At 58.7% G+C, this 14,118-nt stretch carries 12 protein-coding genes; 4 read left to right on the forward strand and 8 right to left on the reverse strand.

Annotated elements, in window-relative coordinates:
- Positions 1-8 precede the first annotated feature (8 nt).
- The 4 genes from BQ8290_RS09020 to BQ8290_RS09035 are packed head-to-tail and all read left to right on the forward strand — an operon-like array spanning position 9 to position 6,054.
- Entirely contained in the window at positions 9-2,288 is a 2,280-nt protein-coding gene (locus tag BQ8290_RS09020; RefSeq protein ID WP_108789462.1) for a polysaccharide biosynthesis tyrosine autokinase, read from the forward strand.
- Positions 2,251-3,489, forward strand: coding sequence for a hypothetical protein (locus tag BQ8290_RS09025; RefSeq protein WP_337661260.1), 1,239 nt, complete (start codon positions 2,251-2,253; stop codon positions 3,487-3,489). Before BQ8290_RS09020 ends, BQ8290_RS09025 begins: the two co-directional genes overlap by 38 nt.
- Positions 3,461-4,888, forward strand: a complete 1,428-nt coding sequence (locus BQ8290_RS09030) for an O-antigen ligase family protein (RefSeq protein WP_108789466.1) — start codon at positions 3,461-3,463, stop codon at positions 4,886-4,888. Before BQ8290_RS09025 ends, BQ8290_RS09030 begins: the two co-directional genes overlap by 29 nt.
- Positions 4,885-6,054 carry an O-antigen ligase family protein gene (locus BQ8290_RS09035; protein ID WP_108789468.1) on the forward strand — a complete coding sequence of 390 codons (1,170 nt, stop codon included), beginning with the start codon at positions 4,885-4,887 and terminating at the stop codon, positions 6,052-6,054. The genes BQ8290_RS09030 and BQ8290_RS09035 overlap by 4 nt, the downstream gene beginning before the upstream one ends.
- Here the strand turns inward: BQ8290_RS09035 and neuC are convergent.
- The 8 genes from neuC to BQ8290_RS09075 are packed head-to-tail and all read right to left on the reverse strand — an operon-like array spanning position 6,051 to position 14,117.
- A complete protein-coding gene (gene neuC / locus BQ8290_RS09040) occupies positions 6,051-7,187 on the reverse strand; it encodes a UDP-N-acetylglucosamine 2-epimerase (protein ID WP_108789470.1) in 1,137 nt (378 codons plus the stop codon). The genes BQ8290_RS09035 and neuC overlap by 4 nt on opposite strands.
- Positions 7,184-7,843 (reverse strand): NeuD/PglB/VioB family sugar acetyltransferase, encoded by a 660-nt coding sequence (locus tag BQ8290_RS09045; RefSeq protein WP_108789472.1) that lies wholly within the window; start codon positions 7,841-7,843, stop codon positions 7,184-7,186. Before BQ8290_RS09045 ends, neuC begins: the two co-directional genes overlap by 4 nt.
- Entirely contained in the window at positions 7,840-8,916 is a 1,077-nt protein-coding gene (locus tag BQ8290_RS09050) for an N-acetylneuraminate synthase family protein (protein ID WP_337661261.1), read from the reverse strand. Before BQ8290_RS09050 ends, BQ8290_RS09045 begins: the two co-directional genes overlap by 4 nt.
- Positions 8,903-10,195, reverse strand: coding sequence for a hypothetical protein (locus BQ8290_RS09055; RefSeq protein WP_108789474.1), 1,293 nt, complete (start codon positions 10,193-10,195; stop codon positions 8,903-8,905). Before BQ8290_RS09055 ends, BQ8290_RS09050 begins: the two co-directional genes overlap by 14 nt.
- A complete protein-coding gene (locus BQ8290_RS09060; RefSeq protein ID WP_108789476.1) occupies positions 10,195-10,908 on the reverse strand; it encodes a cytidylyltransferase domain-containing protein in 714 nt (237 codons plus the stop codon). The genes BQ8290_RS09055 and BQ8290_RS09060 overlap by 1 nt, the downstream gene beginning before the upstream one ends.
- Positions 10,898-12,718 (reverse strand): asparagine synthase (glutamine-hydrolyzing), encoded by a 1,821-nt coding sequence (asnB, locus tag BQ8290_RS09065; protein ID WP_108789478.1) that lies wholly within the window; start codon positions 12,716-12,718, stop codon positions 10,898-10,900. The genes BQ8290_RS09060 and asnB overlap by 11 nt, the downstream gene beginning before the upstream one ends.
- Positions 12,719-12,720: 2 nt before the next feature.
- A complete protein-coding gene (locus BQ8290_RS09070; RefSeq protein WP_337661262.1) occupies positions 12,721-13,275 on the reverse strand; it encodes a sugar transferase in 555 nt (184 codons plus the stop codon).
- Entirely contained in the window at positions 13,272-14,117 is an 846-nt protein-coding gene (locus BQ8290_RS09075) for an aldolase/citrate lyase family protein (protein ID WP_108789482.1), read from the reverse strand. Before BQ8290_RS09075 ends, BQ8290_RS09070 begins: the two co-directional genes overlap by 4 nt.
- Position 14,118 lies beyond the last annotated feature (1 nt).

The following is a 14,118-nucleotide window of genomic DNA, read 5'->3' on the forward strand; positions in this document are numbered from 1 at the left end:
TAACGGCCATGAACCAACCTCTCGTCGCCCTCCCCCTTCAGGGAAACCCCAATCAGGCGCTCTCGCCGGAAGCCACCGCGATCATGACGCCGCAATCGGCCCCGCTTGATCCGATATTGGTGCGCTATTGGGAGATTTTCTTCCGTCGGCGATGGCTGGTTCTGGCGATTGTTGGGGCGGCGTTGGCCATTGGCATTGCCGTCACCTTTTTTCAGACGCCTACCTACACCGCAGAGGCGCGGATTGAGATCAGCCGGTCACAAGACAACGTCACCGACGTCGAAGCGGTGACCCCGCAAGATGCCGATCAGGACCTTGAATTCTATCAAACCCAATACGCTTTGTTAGAGGCGCGGTCTTTGGCACAACGCGTGGTGCGGCGATTGAATCTCACACGGAACGACGATTTCTTCGACACATTCGGCCACGAATTGGAAGACGGCCTGATGATCGAAGACGGCGCGACCGGCGCGCACTTTTCGCGGGAACAGGTGGAGGAACGCGGACGCGAGGCGGTCGATTTGTTCCTTAGCCATGTTGGAATTTCCCCGATCCGGGGGTCGGCATTGGTGGATTTGCGTTTCACGTCTCCTGATCCGGAATTGTCGCGGACCATCGTCAACACATGGGCCGAAGAATATCTGCAGTCGAATTTGGATCGGCGATCGGCTTCCACCGTCGATGCGCGCGAATTTCTATCGGATCAATTGCAGACACTGCGCGAACGGTTGGAATTGTCAGAGCGGGAATTGGTGAATTACGCCGCAAACAGCGGGATCGTCACCCTTTCCCAAAACGAATCCGCCGATGGTCGCACACGCACCGATCGGACTTTGACGATCGCCGACATCGAAGCTCTCAACACAGAATTGGCCGCCGCCACTGCAGACAGGATCAGCGCCGAAAGCCGCCTAACCGGCGGTGGCAGCGTCACATCGGTTGAAAATCCAACCCTAAGCGCGCTGCGCCAAGATCGCGCCGAAGTGGCCGCCAATTTGTCGAGCATTGATGCGCGATTTGGGCCCGAATATCCGCCGCTATTGGCGCTGCAGGCGCAATTGGCGCAAATCGAAAGCTCTATCGCCAACGAAGAAGCGCGGGTCGCCGGTGCATCGCGCACCGCATTCGCCCAAGCGCTAACGAGGGAACGCGAATTGCGCAGCCGCATCAACGGCCTGCGCTCCAGCTTGGTCGATGAACAACAGGCGTCGATCCAATACAATATCTATCAACGTGAGGTGGACACCAATCGCCAACTTTATGACGGGCTGCTCCAACGGTTTAAAGAGATCGGCGTGGCGGGTGTTGGCACCAACAATGTGTCCATCGTCGACACCGCCGAAGTGCCCCGGGTCCCATCAAGCCCCAATCTGCTGATCAATCTGGCCGCATCGATCATCGCAGGCGTTGGATTGGCGGCGGCAATTGTATTCGGTTTAGAGCAGATCGATCGATCCTTGCGCGATCCCACCGCGGTGCGCGATTTGGGCCTGCCGTTGTTGGGCGTAATCCCCCGGGCGGATGACGATGACGTGATCGAAGCGGTGCATGATCGCAAATCCGCCATCAGCGAAGCCTATGTCGCGGCGCAAACCAATCTCAGCATGCTGACCGACAAAGGCCTTCCAGAGAGCTTTATCATCACCAGCACACGGCCCGGCGAAGGCAAGAGCAGTTCGGCCATGGCGCTGGCGATGAGCTTGGCCCGGGTTGGTCGGCGCGCGGTGTTGGTCGATGCCGATGTACGGTCCCCATCGGTCGAAAAATACCTCAGCATCGAACCCAATAAAGGTCTGACCCATTATCTAACCGGCGCGAGCGGGGTGGATGATTTGTTGGTAGAGATGGAGCAACCAGGCCTTTCGGTCATCACCGCCGGACCACCGCCGCCAAATGCGGCCGAATTGTTGGCCTCCCCGCGCTTTGCCGAATTGGTCGCAGAATTGAAGGGCCGGTTTGATGTGGTGGTCATCGATGCGCCGCCGATGCTGGGCCTTGCCGATGTCCCCCTGATAAGCAGCGCGGTCGATGGGTTGATTTACACGATCGAATATAATGGCGTTCAGATGCGCGGCATTCGTGCCTCGATCGATCGGTTGCGCACAGTCAACGCCAACGTCTTTGGCGCTTTGGTCACTAAATATGATCAACCCGGGCGCGGTGGTTACGGATACGGTTATGGATACGGCTATGGCTATGAATACGGCTATGGCTCAGAGGCAACCAGCGGCGCCCATGGCCTAAACAGCGATGACGCCGACAAAGCCGCCGCATTGCGGAGCGCGTGATCGAACGATGGGCAAAGGGTCCCTCCCCTCTAAGCCTATCGGTCTCGGCGGAATCGCCTTGGCGGCGGCGATGTTTATGGCCACCGCGTCGACCGTCACTCAGCGGCAGGCGCCTGAATTGGCCTTGGCCTTATTCCCGATCAACGCCGATGCCCGCGCCCGCGTGGCGGAGGCGGATTTCACCCGCGGCGCCAACGCCCGCATCGAAAATCTGGGTTCGGGCACGCCAGAGTTAGAGCGGGCCGCGGCGATGGCGCGTCGTTCGCTGGAAAGCTTGCCTCTCAACCCAAGGGCATTGCGGATACTGGCGCTGGCCGATCCGGAATCGGCGATCACGCTACCCTTGCTCGAAGCGAGCCACCGCCAAAGCCGAAGAGACACTTTGACACAGGTCTACCTGATCGAATTCGCCGCAAAGCGCGGAGAGATTGGTCAAGCGATGGAGCATTATGACGCGGTTTTGCGCCGCCGCAGTGCCTATCGCGATTCCGCCGGGCGCAACCTTGCCGTCGCGCTGACATTGCCCGGCGTCTTGGAAGAGGTGGCCGAACAATTGCCTAAGGGGCCATCGTGGGAAAGCCTTTTGTATTTCTATGCCCTGCGCACCCCCGAAAGCCATGACAGCTTCCTCGACCTGCACCGCATGATCGGTGCCGATGACACGATCCCATCAGACATCAGCGCGCAGTTCGCCGCCGCTCTTATCAATGCGGGCCGGTTTGACGAAGCGGTTGAGATCGCCGGGATTGCCGCGCCAACCCCGCTAGTGCGGGTGAGCGAATTGCGAGAAAGCGTGTTCGAGACGGCATCTCCCTCCACCACCGATTTGGACGCGACATGGCCGGGCCAATGGATCATTCCAGACGAAGCGGAGGCGTTTCTGCAGCCCATCCAAGGCGGCGGCGCGTTGATCACATTGTCGAGTGGGGCCGACGATGTCGTAGCCTATCGCCTAATCGCCCTGGAACAGGGCCAATACAGCGCGTCTTTGTCCATCAACCCGGCCCCATCGGGCGCAGCGCTAGTTTCGGTGCGCTTGGTATGCGCCACTGACGCTGGCGCTCCGATTGATTCAGGCGACGCCTCGATCATCGTGGGCGATGATTGCCAATACCAATGGTTGATCCTCACCCTGCCTCAATCTCAAACCCGCGCGGAGGACGTCTTTGTTGATGCGATCTCAATCCGTCCCACTCGCTGAACGGCTGCGCGGCGCGCGCCGTTCTTTGGCCATAGGGCCGGCATTCGTGTTTCTGGGCTTTCTGGCGCTCGTCCTGCTTATGGGCGGCAGCGCGCGCGGCGATGTCGCCTCGCTCTTGTTGATCCGGCCTATGGCGGCGTTGGTGCTAACCTATGGATTGTGGCAATTGTTCGCGGCCAAAGCGCGCGGCGACGGGCCATCTGGCTTGCGCTTTCTAATTGTAGCCGTCGCCGCCATTGTTGTGCTGGCCGCGATCCAATTGATCCCATTGCCGCCTTCGATCTGGGCCAATTTGCCTGGCCGTGCGCCGTTGGTTGCGGGGCACGATGCGGCCCAGATTGTTTTGGCTTGGCAACCGCTTTCGGTGACTCCGATGGCGACGATCAATGCGTTGGGTGCGCTCTTGGTGCCGTTTGCGGTTTTGGTGTTGTTCGCCGCGGTGGATGACAAAGCGCGGGGGAACGCAGTCCTGATTGTCGGCGTTTTTGTCGGTATGTCGGCGGTGATCGCAGTGTTTCAATCGCTTGTTCCGGGGTCTTCTGCCTTGCATTTTTACAGGGTCACAAACGAGGATGCTCCCGTCGGTTTGTTCGCCAACCGCAACCATCATGCGGTAATGTTGGCTGCAACCATTCCCCTTATCCTCGCGATCATGGCGCAATTTGGCAAAGCGAAATTGGCATGGATGGGCGGGGTCGCACCGTCGTGTGTCGTGGGTCTGTGTATGGTCGGATTGGCCGTTATGACCGGTTCTCGCGCAGGCGCAGCTTTGTCCATCGCCGCCTTTGCATTGACCGTCCCCATGTTCGCCTATGCCAAGCTTTCGACACAGAGCGGGGTGCGCAACTGGCGTAGGAAACGATGGGCCCTAATCCTTAGCCCGATTGCCATTGTTTTGATTGTCGTTGCCGTGTTTTTGATCGGCGGAGGCGCCGCGTTTGAACGAATCGCGGCAAAGGACAGCTTTGGCGATCTGCGGTTTCAAATCCTGCCGGATATCCTCGCGATGATTGCGCAGTCCACGCCGCTTGGTTGGGGCATGGGTTCCTTTCCCGAAGTGTATGAAATCTACGAAAGGCGCGAGATGATTCAGCCCGCCTATATCAATCACGCGCACAACGATTGGCTAGAGATTATCATCGAAGGCGGGTTGGCTCTGCCCACGATCATGGCGGCCATCGCCATGTGGACAGCACAGAATGTTTGGCGCCATCGACGCCAGATCTTGCGCCCGCGCGGCGATGAAGGTCGCGTCCGCTTTGCGGGTTTGGCCGGCGCGGTCATCTTGGTTGCCGGCAGCGCGTTTGACTACCCATTGCGCACTCCATCCGGGGCGGTCGTCATGATCCTATTTCTGGCGCTGATCGCCGCACCGCATCGCGGATCAGCGCCGTCATGAGGTCAGTCCTAGCCCTTGCGATGGTGGCTGCCAGCTTTCTGATGCCGGCGTTGTATTCGGGTGCCTTGCTGGTTCTGTTGGCGATTGCATTGTCGCTTAGAGGGGTGCGCGTCTCCCCACCCTTGCCCAGCGGGTCGGGCGTCTTGATCGCGGTGTTCTCTATTTTTGCCGCGCTCGCCGTGTTGGGGCCCAGTTTCAATCATGGCGTATCGGGTCAAAACATCGACGCGCTCAAATTCCTGTTCGCGGCGGTTGCACTTGTCATGGGGATGTCGCTGGGTGTGGGAAGCGGCATGGAGGGCAACCAACAGTTTGATAGCCAAGACGCCGGGCTGTTTCGCGCCCTACCCGTGTTTATCGCCGTAATCTCGGCGTTTTACGGCTATCTTAGCTTTACCGACGCCGTGTTGAGCCAGGAATCGATCGTCTATCCGCCGGACAACAACCATTCGGCTTCTATGCTGGCGATATTCCTGCCGATTGTTGTGTTGCAGATGCGCGGTCGGTGGCGCCTGATCTGCCTTGCCTTGTTGTTTGCCTTTGCGTTTTTCGCGGCGTCACGCGCGCTTATGGCACTCACTTTGTTGGCGACCGCGCTGTCGATCCAATCCATCCGGCAACAAAAGATTGCGATGCTGGGGGTCGTGGGGCTGGCCTGCGCGGTTCTATTCTATCGCGGGTTCAGCATGGACAACTTCTCGGATCGACTGCGCATGCAGATCATCGAAGTCAGCCTGCATTACGCACAAACACGCGGGGCCTATGCCTTCAATTTTGGAGAGGCCAGCTTTGCCGATTACCTCAACATTTACCCGGTCTATCAACGGTTGGAGATTCAACACGCCCACAACATGCTGCTTCAGCTGTGGGTCGCGTACGGGTTTGTCCCGCTGGGTGTGTTTCTGACCTTCCTAGTCGGGTTTGCGGTGCAAGGATGGCGTCAACGCAACTTCCTGTTCCTGTCGTGTTTTGCGATCTTTATGATGATGGGGATGATGGAGGCGATCGTGACCGATATCCGCGCCTTTGGCACCATCATGTTCACCTTGGGGTACACCTATTCATGGCGTGGGAATGGCGCGCGCATTCATTCCCCATCGGGCACGCTGTCTGCCAACGGCGCCGCATCGCATCCCGCATATTTCAGCGGCGGACGCCCGGCCTAATAGGTGTTGATTTTTGACAGTAGATGCGGACCGAAATCGGCGCTTCGCAAGGCGGCAACCAACCGTGCGTCGGCGGTTCCGTCGCCATAAATATTGGCGTTGGATGGCGTGATGGACAATGCCCGTTCAATCCCATTGGCAAGTGCGGCAGGATCGGTGGATTCGCAATCAACCGTGTTGGCGTTGCGTTCCCGCCCGGATTGGCGCGCACCGATGTTGAGGCATGGCGTGCTCAGACTGGCCGATTCAATAATGCCAGACGATGAATTGCCGACCAAGAGATCCGCGCATCGTATCGCAGAAAGGTAATCCGGGCGGGCCAGATGATCGACCACACACACCCTTTCATCACCGGCGTACCGATCAAGCATTGCGTCAATCGCTTTGCCCCCGGCGTCGGAGTTAGGCCTCAGGATCAATTGGCTGAACCCGGCATCGCGCACGGCGGCGATCACCGCCTCTGCCTGTTGCGCTGCCGTGGCCGATTCTTGAACGACGGGATGATAGATGACGACGGCGACCTTTGGCCCGCCGGATGCTGTGGGGGCAAAGCCGCATTTTCCGGCAAAATCGAACGTGCCCATGGCATGGGAATGGATGCCCACAAGGCCCGGCGCGCCTATCGCGGTGACGCAATCGGCGCGTTCGCCCATGCGAACGATCCGATCCGCAGATATGTCGGTGGAACACAAATGCACATGCGCCAATTTGGTTATGGCGTGGCGAAAACTCTCATCCAATGTGCCGGACCGTTCACCGCCACCCACATGCACAATCGGAATGGCGAGATGCAAAGCCGCCAACGCGCCTGCAAGCATTTCACCCCTATCGCCCAGCAACATCACGGCATCGGGACGGTCGTCCCGCCAAAACCGGGTCAACGCGTCCAATTCCGCCGCCAACGCCAGCGCCATTTCCCCCCCATCGGCACCGGTCAGCGGGACAGCAATCCGTGCCGCAATTGGCAGGCCGCTGTGTTCAATATCCTTGATGGTGTTGCCATAGCCGGGCGCAAGATGCTGCCCGGTCACCACAATACGACAGTCGAAATCAGGCGCGTCGTGCAAAGCCCGCAAACAGGGCAGCATTAGGCCGAAATCGGCGCGGCTTCCGGTGAGATAATCGATCTTCATATTGGTTTCGCGGGGTTGCCCACCACGGTCGCGCCCGGTTCGACATCCTTCGTCACCACGGCGCCCATACCGATCACTGCACCGGCACCGATCTGCAGTTTCTTGTCCGGTTGCCCAGGGCGCAGGATTGCGCCCGTGCCGATATAGGCATCATCGCCAATTTGGACATTGCCGTTCACCTTGGCGCCGGGTGCCAGAGTGACCCGATCACCGACAATGCAATCATGCGCCACATAGGCGTAGATATTTGCTTGAAACAACGCGCCAATCACCGTGTCGGATGTGACCATCGTGAACGGGCACAAAACCGCGCCGTCGCCGATCTCAACATTGTCGAGAACCATCGCATTATCCGCGATCACCCGGCCCAATTTCACGCCAGCCGCCTTGCATTTAGCGGCAAGCGTGCTGCGCAAACGGCCACTGCCAACGGCCAAGACCGCTTCGCGCGAAACGGCATCAGTTTGTGCAAATTGATCGAGAGTGAGGATGTCATATCGGGGATGAGTGTGATCGACTGCGGCGTCATCGATGAAGACAGCGCGCCATTGGCAATCCACGGGCGTTTGGGATCGCGCCCATTGCGCCATAACCGGCATAACCTCTCGGCCAAATCCACCCGCGCCATAGACACCAAACAGCTTCGAGTTCGTCATTGTGCCAGACCCTCCAAATCGTCCCATTGCACTTGCCCGTCTGCGATCACATCGCGATGCAACGCCGCCCCGACGACCGCGTCCACCAATTCAGGGCCCAGCCCATCGCCGGGTCTCTTCGCCAAAAGATCTTTTGGCGACAGAACGTGCCCCGCGGGGAAATCCCGCGCAAAGACGAGGCTTTTGCGGGCAACCATGCGTGTCGATAATTCGGCGGCGACGGGCTTTTTAACCCCATTGCCCAACCCTTTTTCCAAGGCACGGATTGTGGTGACCATCGCTTTGAATGCGTCCGGTTCCATCGATGCAGCGTGGTCGGGGCCGTCCCGGTTCGCGTCCAAGGTTATGTGTTTTTCCAAAACCGCCATGCCTAAGGCGCGCGCCGCAATCGCAGCCGCAGCACCCAAAGTGTGATCGGAAAATCCCACTGGGCATTCAAACGCCGATGCAAAGGCCGGCAAGACGCGTAGGTTTTGATCCTCCAACGCCGCCGGATAATCGGAAACACATTGCAGAACCGCGAATTCGCAATGCCCGCGCAATTCGGAAACGGCGCGATCAATGTCGGCCATGTCGGCCATCCCCGTGGAAACCAATACCGGCAATCCAGATCGCGCCGCTTGCCGCAACAAAGCGAGATTGGTGATCTCACCCGACGGCCATTTGAGGCATGCGGGGCGCAATCCGATCACAAAATCCAACGCTTCGGGATCAAACGCCGTGGTCAAAAATTCAATGCCAATCGCGTCGCAATGCTTTTGAAGCGCGGCAAAATCATCAAACGCCAATTCCAGTTTGCGCACCATTTCAAACTGGCTGCCCTCGCCGGTTTGGCGTTCTTGATAATTGGCCTTGGGGGCGGTGGTTAGAATGTTTGCTTCGGTGCGAAAGGTCTGAAATTTCACCGCATCCGCGCCGCATGCATGAGCGGTGTCGATCATGGCGTGGGCGACATCAATATCGCCGTCATGATTCACCCCAATCTCTGCGATGATGTAGCATGGATCCTTCGCCGAAATGCGGCGGTTACCAATCATGATCGACGGGTCGGATATCGGTTCAGGATGATGCATGAGAGAGGGTCTTTTCCGTGAAAGCGCCTGCCCGTTCGCGGGCAATGGGATGAAACAGAAGGAGCGCAAGACAAACGGCCCCGCCCGCCGCGCCGCCGACGGCCGGTGACCAAGCGAGCATGGCGACCGATTGGGTCCAAACCGCCATTGCCTGTGCCGCAAACCCGGCAATCAAAACCGCACCGGTGACGCCAATCACCCATCGGTGTCGATCGCAGGTCACCAGCAATCTTTGCGTCATTTCAACCAACGGGGTCAGGACGATCAAAGGCAGGAACGGCGCGCTCACGATGATGACCCGCACCATTTGCGATTGATCGGTCAGGCCGATCATCTGGGGCGAGGATTGGGCCATCAAAACCGCGCCAAACACCGTCAGAGCCAGCGCCGCATTGACCGCGCAATAGACTGCGATCCTGTGTTTCATCCCAAGCGTTCCGCGCGTCACCAAATCAGCAAAGAATGCGGTGCCGAACACAAACCAGATCGACGTGATGATGAATTGCGGGACCTTTAACCCATAGGCGATGATCGTTGCTTGCCCTTCGGCCAATTCGCGTGCAGCCATTTGCGCGGTGACGGCAATGGCCGCGACGGCCAACATCGCCGATCCACCGGCCATCGTGCGCCAAAGCCGGTCCGAAAACAGGGCGGTTTTGCCGCGTGGTGCATCGCCAACATCCGGTTCCGCTCCGCGCAGCAACAGCCCGGTGAAAACACTTGCGCGCAAGGCAAAGGTCGCCACAAGCCCGACCGCGTAGGCAACAATGCCCAAATCAAACAACAGCAACGCCGCAACCAAAGGCAAAGAGAGGAGGAGATTCCCAGCGATAACCGGCGCGCGTTGATTGCGTGAAAGGAACAGAGCGACTTGATACTCCGCAATCAAAGCAAACGGCACGACAAGCGGCACGATCAGCGCGATCGGCCATACAGGTGAGAGGGCTTCATTCCCGAATCCCGCGATCGCGGTGTAGACCAACGTCGCGATCAACGCGGCGGCGCAAACGACAACCCCAACCCCTGCCCCCTCTTTCAAAAGGCCCAGAGTATCACCGCGGGTGCGATAAACGCCCGCAATCGGCGTCAGGCTGGTGACGATGCAAATCCCCAAGGCGCCAGACAGCAAATTGACCAGACCATACAGCACCACAAAGGCATCAAGTTCAGCCCCGATGCCCAAGGATTCGAGCAAGATAAGCTCCCGCACAAAGCCGATCAGCTTTGAAGCGAAGGTGATGATCAACAAGACCAATGTGGAGCCAAGGAGACGCTTCATCACACGGACGCCATAGTCGATGCGATATGCGCCTCGGCCCGATCGAAATCGGATGGCCAATCAATATCGATCTCTTCACCCGGCGCGTTGCAATTGAGTGGGAGGCAAGCCGGCGGAAGAAAGCTGCGATGCGCGCGTAGAGCTGCGGTGCGAACGGCGTAGAACGATCCGGTCAACGCCCAGGCGGCGGGCAGATCTTGGCTGCGATTGGCGCTGATCGGGCTGTTGGCGGCGACCACTTGAGACAGAACACCATCGGCCATTTGGATGAGGCAATGCAACGGATGGTGGTTCGGCGTCACGGCGCCTACGACGCCCTCAAACGTCGGAGAATTGGCCAACAACGCCAGGCCTTCATCGACCCTGCCCGGCGCGCGAAAGGGCGATGTCGGTTGCAACAAGCACAGCACATCCCAATGGCGGCCTGCTTCGCGCTCCTTATCCAAAGCATGCAGGGCGACATCGACGCTGTTGGCGTGATCGCTCGCCAATGCGGCGGGGCGAACGAGGACATCGATCCCCGCCCGCGTAGCAATGGTCGCGACATCGGAATCGTCGCTGGACAGCAGAATTCTATCAACCCGCTGTGCCGATTGGGCGGCGTCAAAAGTCCATTGCACCAGTGGTTTTCCGCCCAACAAGCGGGCGTTCTTTCCCGGCACACGCTTCGATCCGGCGCGCGCGGGTATCAAGGCCAATGTCTTAAGCGGCATACAGCGCGCTTTCGGCCCGATCAGAAGCGTTTGTATCGGTGTCCAGAAACGCGCGCGCCCAAAGCTCAATCGCCATCAGAGCCCTTATTTCGCGGGTGCGATTTTCCCGCCCGGCCACATGCGCATCAAGATAAGCGCCCATTCGCGCGCTATCGAACATTGTGCGGGTGATCGCGTCGTTGCCTAACAATGTCGCCCGCGCCGCCGGCGCAAGGCGGTCTTTGAACCATTCACCAATCGGCACGGTGAACATCTGCTTCTTACGATAGGCCAGATCCTCACCGATCATCGGTGCGACCGCTTTCTTGAAGAGATACTTGGTCTCCCCGTCACGCAGTTTGAATTGCGCGGGCATGGTGAAGGCAAACTCCATCATGCGATAATCGAGCATCGGTGTGCGTGCCTCGACCCCTTCGGCCATGCCCATCCGATCGGGTTTCACCAAATTGTTGCCCGGTAACAGCAATTGCATATCGACGTTCAACGCCTGATTCAGGCGGTCCCAATGGGCGCTTTCATCGAAATGGGGGCGGAGCAATTCGGCGGATGCTTGCGGATCAACCTCGCGCGCAAATTCTGGGCGGTACAACCGGGCTTTTTCAGCCGGGTCGAACAAAGAGATGTTCGCCAAATAAGCGCTGCGGAATTGCGCGTCGCTTTCGTGTTCGGGGCGGCTTTCAAAGAAATTGCGGTACTTGTCATAACCGGCAAACAATTCGTCCCCGCCATCCCCGGTCAAAACGACCTTCACATGCCGCGATGCCAATTCAGACACTCGCCGGGTCGGCATGAACGATACATCGCCGTGCGGTTGGTCCAAATGCCACATCACATTCGGCCATGCGCTGACCATATCGGGATCGACGATTTCGGCGATGTGGTCGGTGCCAAAACGCGATGCAGCCAGTTTTGCGCTGGCCGTTTCGTCAAACCGGGGGTCTTCAAAGCCGATGGAGAATGTACGCACCGGCCCATCAATGTTTCGGGCCATAAACCCGACCACACTGGTCGAATCCACGCCGCCCGAAAGAAAGGCACCAAAAGGTACATCCGACCGCAGACGCAATCGCACCGCGTCTTCGAAAAGGTCCAGAAATGCGCCCGACCATGCCGCCTCGGACTGGTCGATCATGTCGCGCTGTGTCAGCGACCACCACCGCTTCACTTGCAAGGGTCCGCCAGCCTTCAATTCCGCCATGCACCCGGGGGGAAGATGCCGGATCCCTTTAAACGCCGTGTGCGGCGGGGGCACATAATTGAAGGTCAAAAACAGGTCGATCGCCTCGGGATCCAATTGCGGGGCGATGCCCGCGGCAAGGATCGATTTGATCTCTGAAGCAAACACGAAACTGTCGCCGGTCTCTGTGTAGAACAGTGGTTTTACGCCGATCCGGTCGCGGTAAAGGCGCAAAGTGGCATCGCGATTGTCCCAAATCGCGATGGCGAACATGCCGTTTAACCGCCGGACAAAATCGGGGCCCCAGTGGCGATAAGCGTGGAGCAGCACCTCGGTGTCAGACCCGGTTTTCAGCCGTACCCCCGCGGCCCGCAATTCCTTGGCCAGCTCTATGTAATTGAAAATCTCGCCGTTCTGCACCAACGCCACCGCGCCATCGTCGGAGACGAAGGGTTGATCGCCGTTTTCGACATCAATGATGGCCAGCCGTTGGTTCGCCAACGTGACCCGGCCGTTGCTGAACACGCCATCGCCATCGGGGCCGCGATGGCTTTGCACGCGTGACATTGCCGCGATCCGTTCGGTCGGAACGCTGCGACCGTTGAATGACCAATAACCCGAAATGCCGCACATATTCAGACCGTTTCCCGCGTAAAGAGAGTTCGAACCGTTTCGAACAAAATGATGATGTCCCGCCGCATGGTGGCATCGGCGGCGTATTCCAGATCGAGCGAGAGCCGCTGTTCCTTGGTCGCGGATGATCGCAACCGCGCCTGAGCCAGACCGGTGATGCCGGGCCGGACTTGGTGGCGGTTCTGCCAATCTTGCGACGCGTAATTGCTTTCCTGCATGGGGGTGTCGGGCCGGGGTCCGACAAGGCTCATATCGCCGCGCAGCACATTGAAAAATTGGGGCAATTCATCAAGGCTGGTCCGGCGAACTAGTGCACCTGCCCGGGTGATACGGGGATCGGCGACCTGGGTCACATACCCACCCTGCATTTCAGCATCGGTGACCATGCTGCGCAGTTTCAATATTTCAAATGGAATGCCGCCGCGGCCAATACGCGTCTGGCGGAACAATGCCGGACCCGGGCTGTCGAGTTTGATCCATGCCATCAAGGCAAGGATCAAGGGCCCCAACGCAATGATGGCTGCGCCGCTGATAACTATGTCAAAAGCCCGTTTCACGATGCGGCCCTTTGGTTGGACCTGATCCGGGTCAGGATGGATTGGATGCGGGTTTGCACCTCTTGATGATTGCGCCGCAGATCATCGGGTGAACCGGCCGCCGCTGCATCATACAATGCGATCAGGGCGCGCACTTCGCGTTCCAACACTCCACCGCCATCCAACCCGTCGCGCGCGAATGTGCGAGATAAATTGACCCGGGTGGAGCCCAGCCGCGCGTGTTCTTTCACGATAAATTCCGCCGGCAAATCCCCTTCGCCGATCCGCGCAATCCCGCCAAATCCAAACGGCTTTCCAATGGCGCGCAAAACGGCGCAGGCATCGTCCAACAGCCCATCGGCCAGCGGTTGGAACATGAAATCGAGGCCTAGAGAGATATGCAGGTCGTTGAGGCCGATGAAAACCTCATCAACCGCATCGCGGCGCGCGACCGATTCCAATATCGCCATGGCGTCACCGGTTTCGACTAGAGGCACGAACCGACATCGCCCCGCAATCATCGCGCCGATGCGATCGATCTCTTTGAGTGTTCGAAACATGGGCAGCATGATGCAATTCGCACCGGCATCAATCGCGCGATCGATCTCTTGCGCGCTGCCTTTGAATGATGGGTTTATGCGGACCATCACATCGGCGGACGACACCGCGCGAGCGACCGGGGCAATGTCTTCGACGCGATGTTTGCTAATCCATGTGTCGCGCAGTTTTTGCCGTTCAAACTTACCGTTGCGTTCCAGATCGACCATTATCCGACCCACACCCGATTGTTCGGCGCTCGCCGCGAGATCGGGGCTATCGGTGATTAGGACCGTGCACATTTGGGTGGGTGTGGGGGTCGTCATC

Source organism: Erythrobacter sp. Alg231-14 (assembly GCF_900149685.1).
Classification (GTDB): Bacteria; Pseudomonadota; Alphaproteobacteria; order Sphingomonadales; family Sphingomonadaceae; genus Erythrobacter.

Bases quoted from the DNA above. Each gene is read 5' to 3' on its own strand.
- BQ8290_RS09025 (WP_337661260.1), top strand. From the start codon at position 2,251: ATGACGCCGACAAAGCCGCCGCATTGCGGAGCGCGTGATCGAACGATG.
- asnB (WP_108789478.1), bottom strand. From the start codon at position 12,718: ATGTGCGGCATTTCGGGTTATTGGTCATTCAACGGTCGCAGCGTTCCG.
- BQ8290_RS09035 (WP_108789468.1), top strand. From the start codon at position 4,885: ATGAGGTCAGTCCTAGCCCTTGCGATGGTGGCTGCCAGCTTTCTGATG.
- BQ8290_RS09050 (WP_337661261.1), bottom strand. From the start codon at position 8,916: ATGCATCATCCTGAACCGATATCCGACCCGTCGATCATGATTGGTAAC.
- BQ8290_RS09020 (WP_108789462.1), top strand. From the start codon at position 9: ATGAACCAACCTCTCGTCGCCCTCCCCCTTCAGGGAAACCCCAATCAG.
- BQ8290_RS09060 (WP_108789476.1), bottom strand. From the start codon at position 10,908: ATGCCGCTTAAGACATTGGCCTTGATACCCGCGCGCGCCGGATCGAAG.
- BQ8290_RS09055 (WP_108789474.1), bottom strand. From the start codon at position 10,195: ATGAAGCGTCTCCTTGGCTCCACATTGGTCTTGTTGATCATCACCTTC.
- BQ8290_RS09030 (WP_108789466.1), top strand. From the start codon at position 3,461: ATGCGATCTCAATCCGTCCCACTCGCTGAACGGCTGCGCGGCGCGCGC.
- BQ8290_RS09045 (WP_108789472.1), bottom strand. From the start codon at position 7,843: ATGACGAACTCGAAGCTGTTTGGTGTCTATGGCGCGGGTGGATTTGGC.
- neuC (WP_108789470.1), bottom strand. From the start codon at position 7,187: ATGAAGATCGATTATCTCACCGGAAGCCGCGCCGATTTCGGCCTAATG.
- BQ8290_RS09075 (WP_108789482.1), bottom strand. From the start codon at position 14,117: ATGACGACCCCCACACCCACCCAAATGTGCACGGTCCTAATCACCGAT.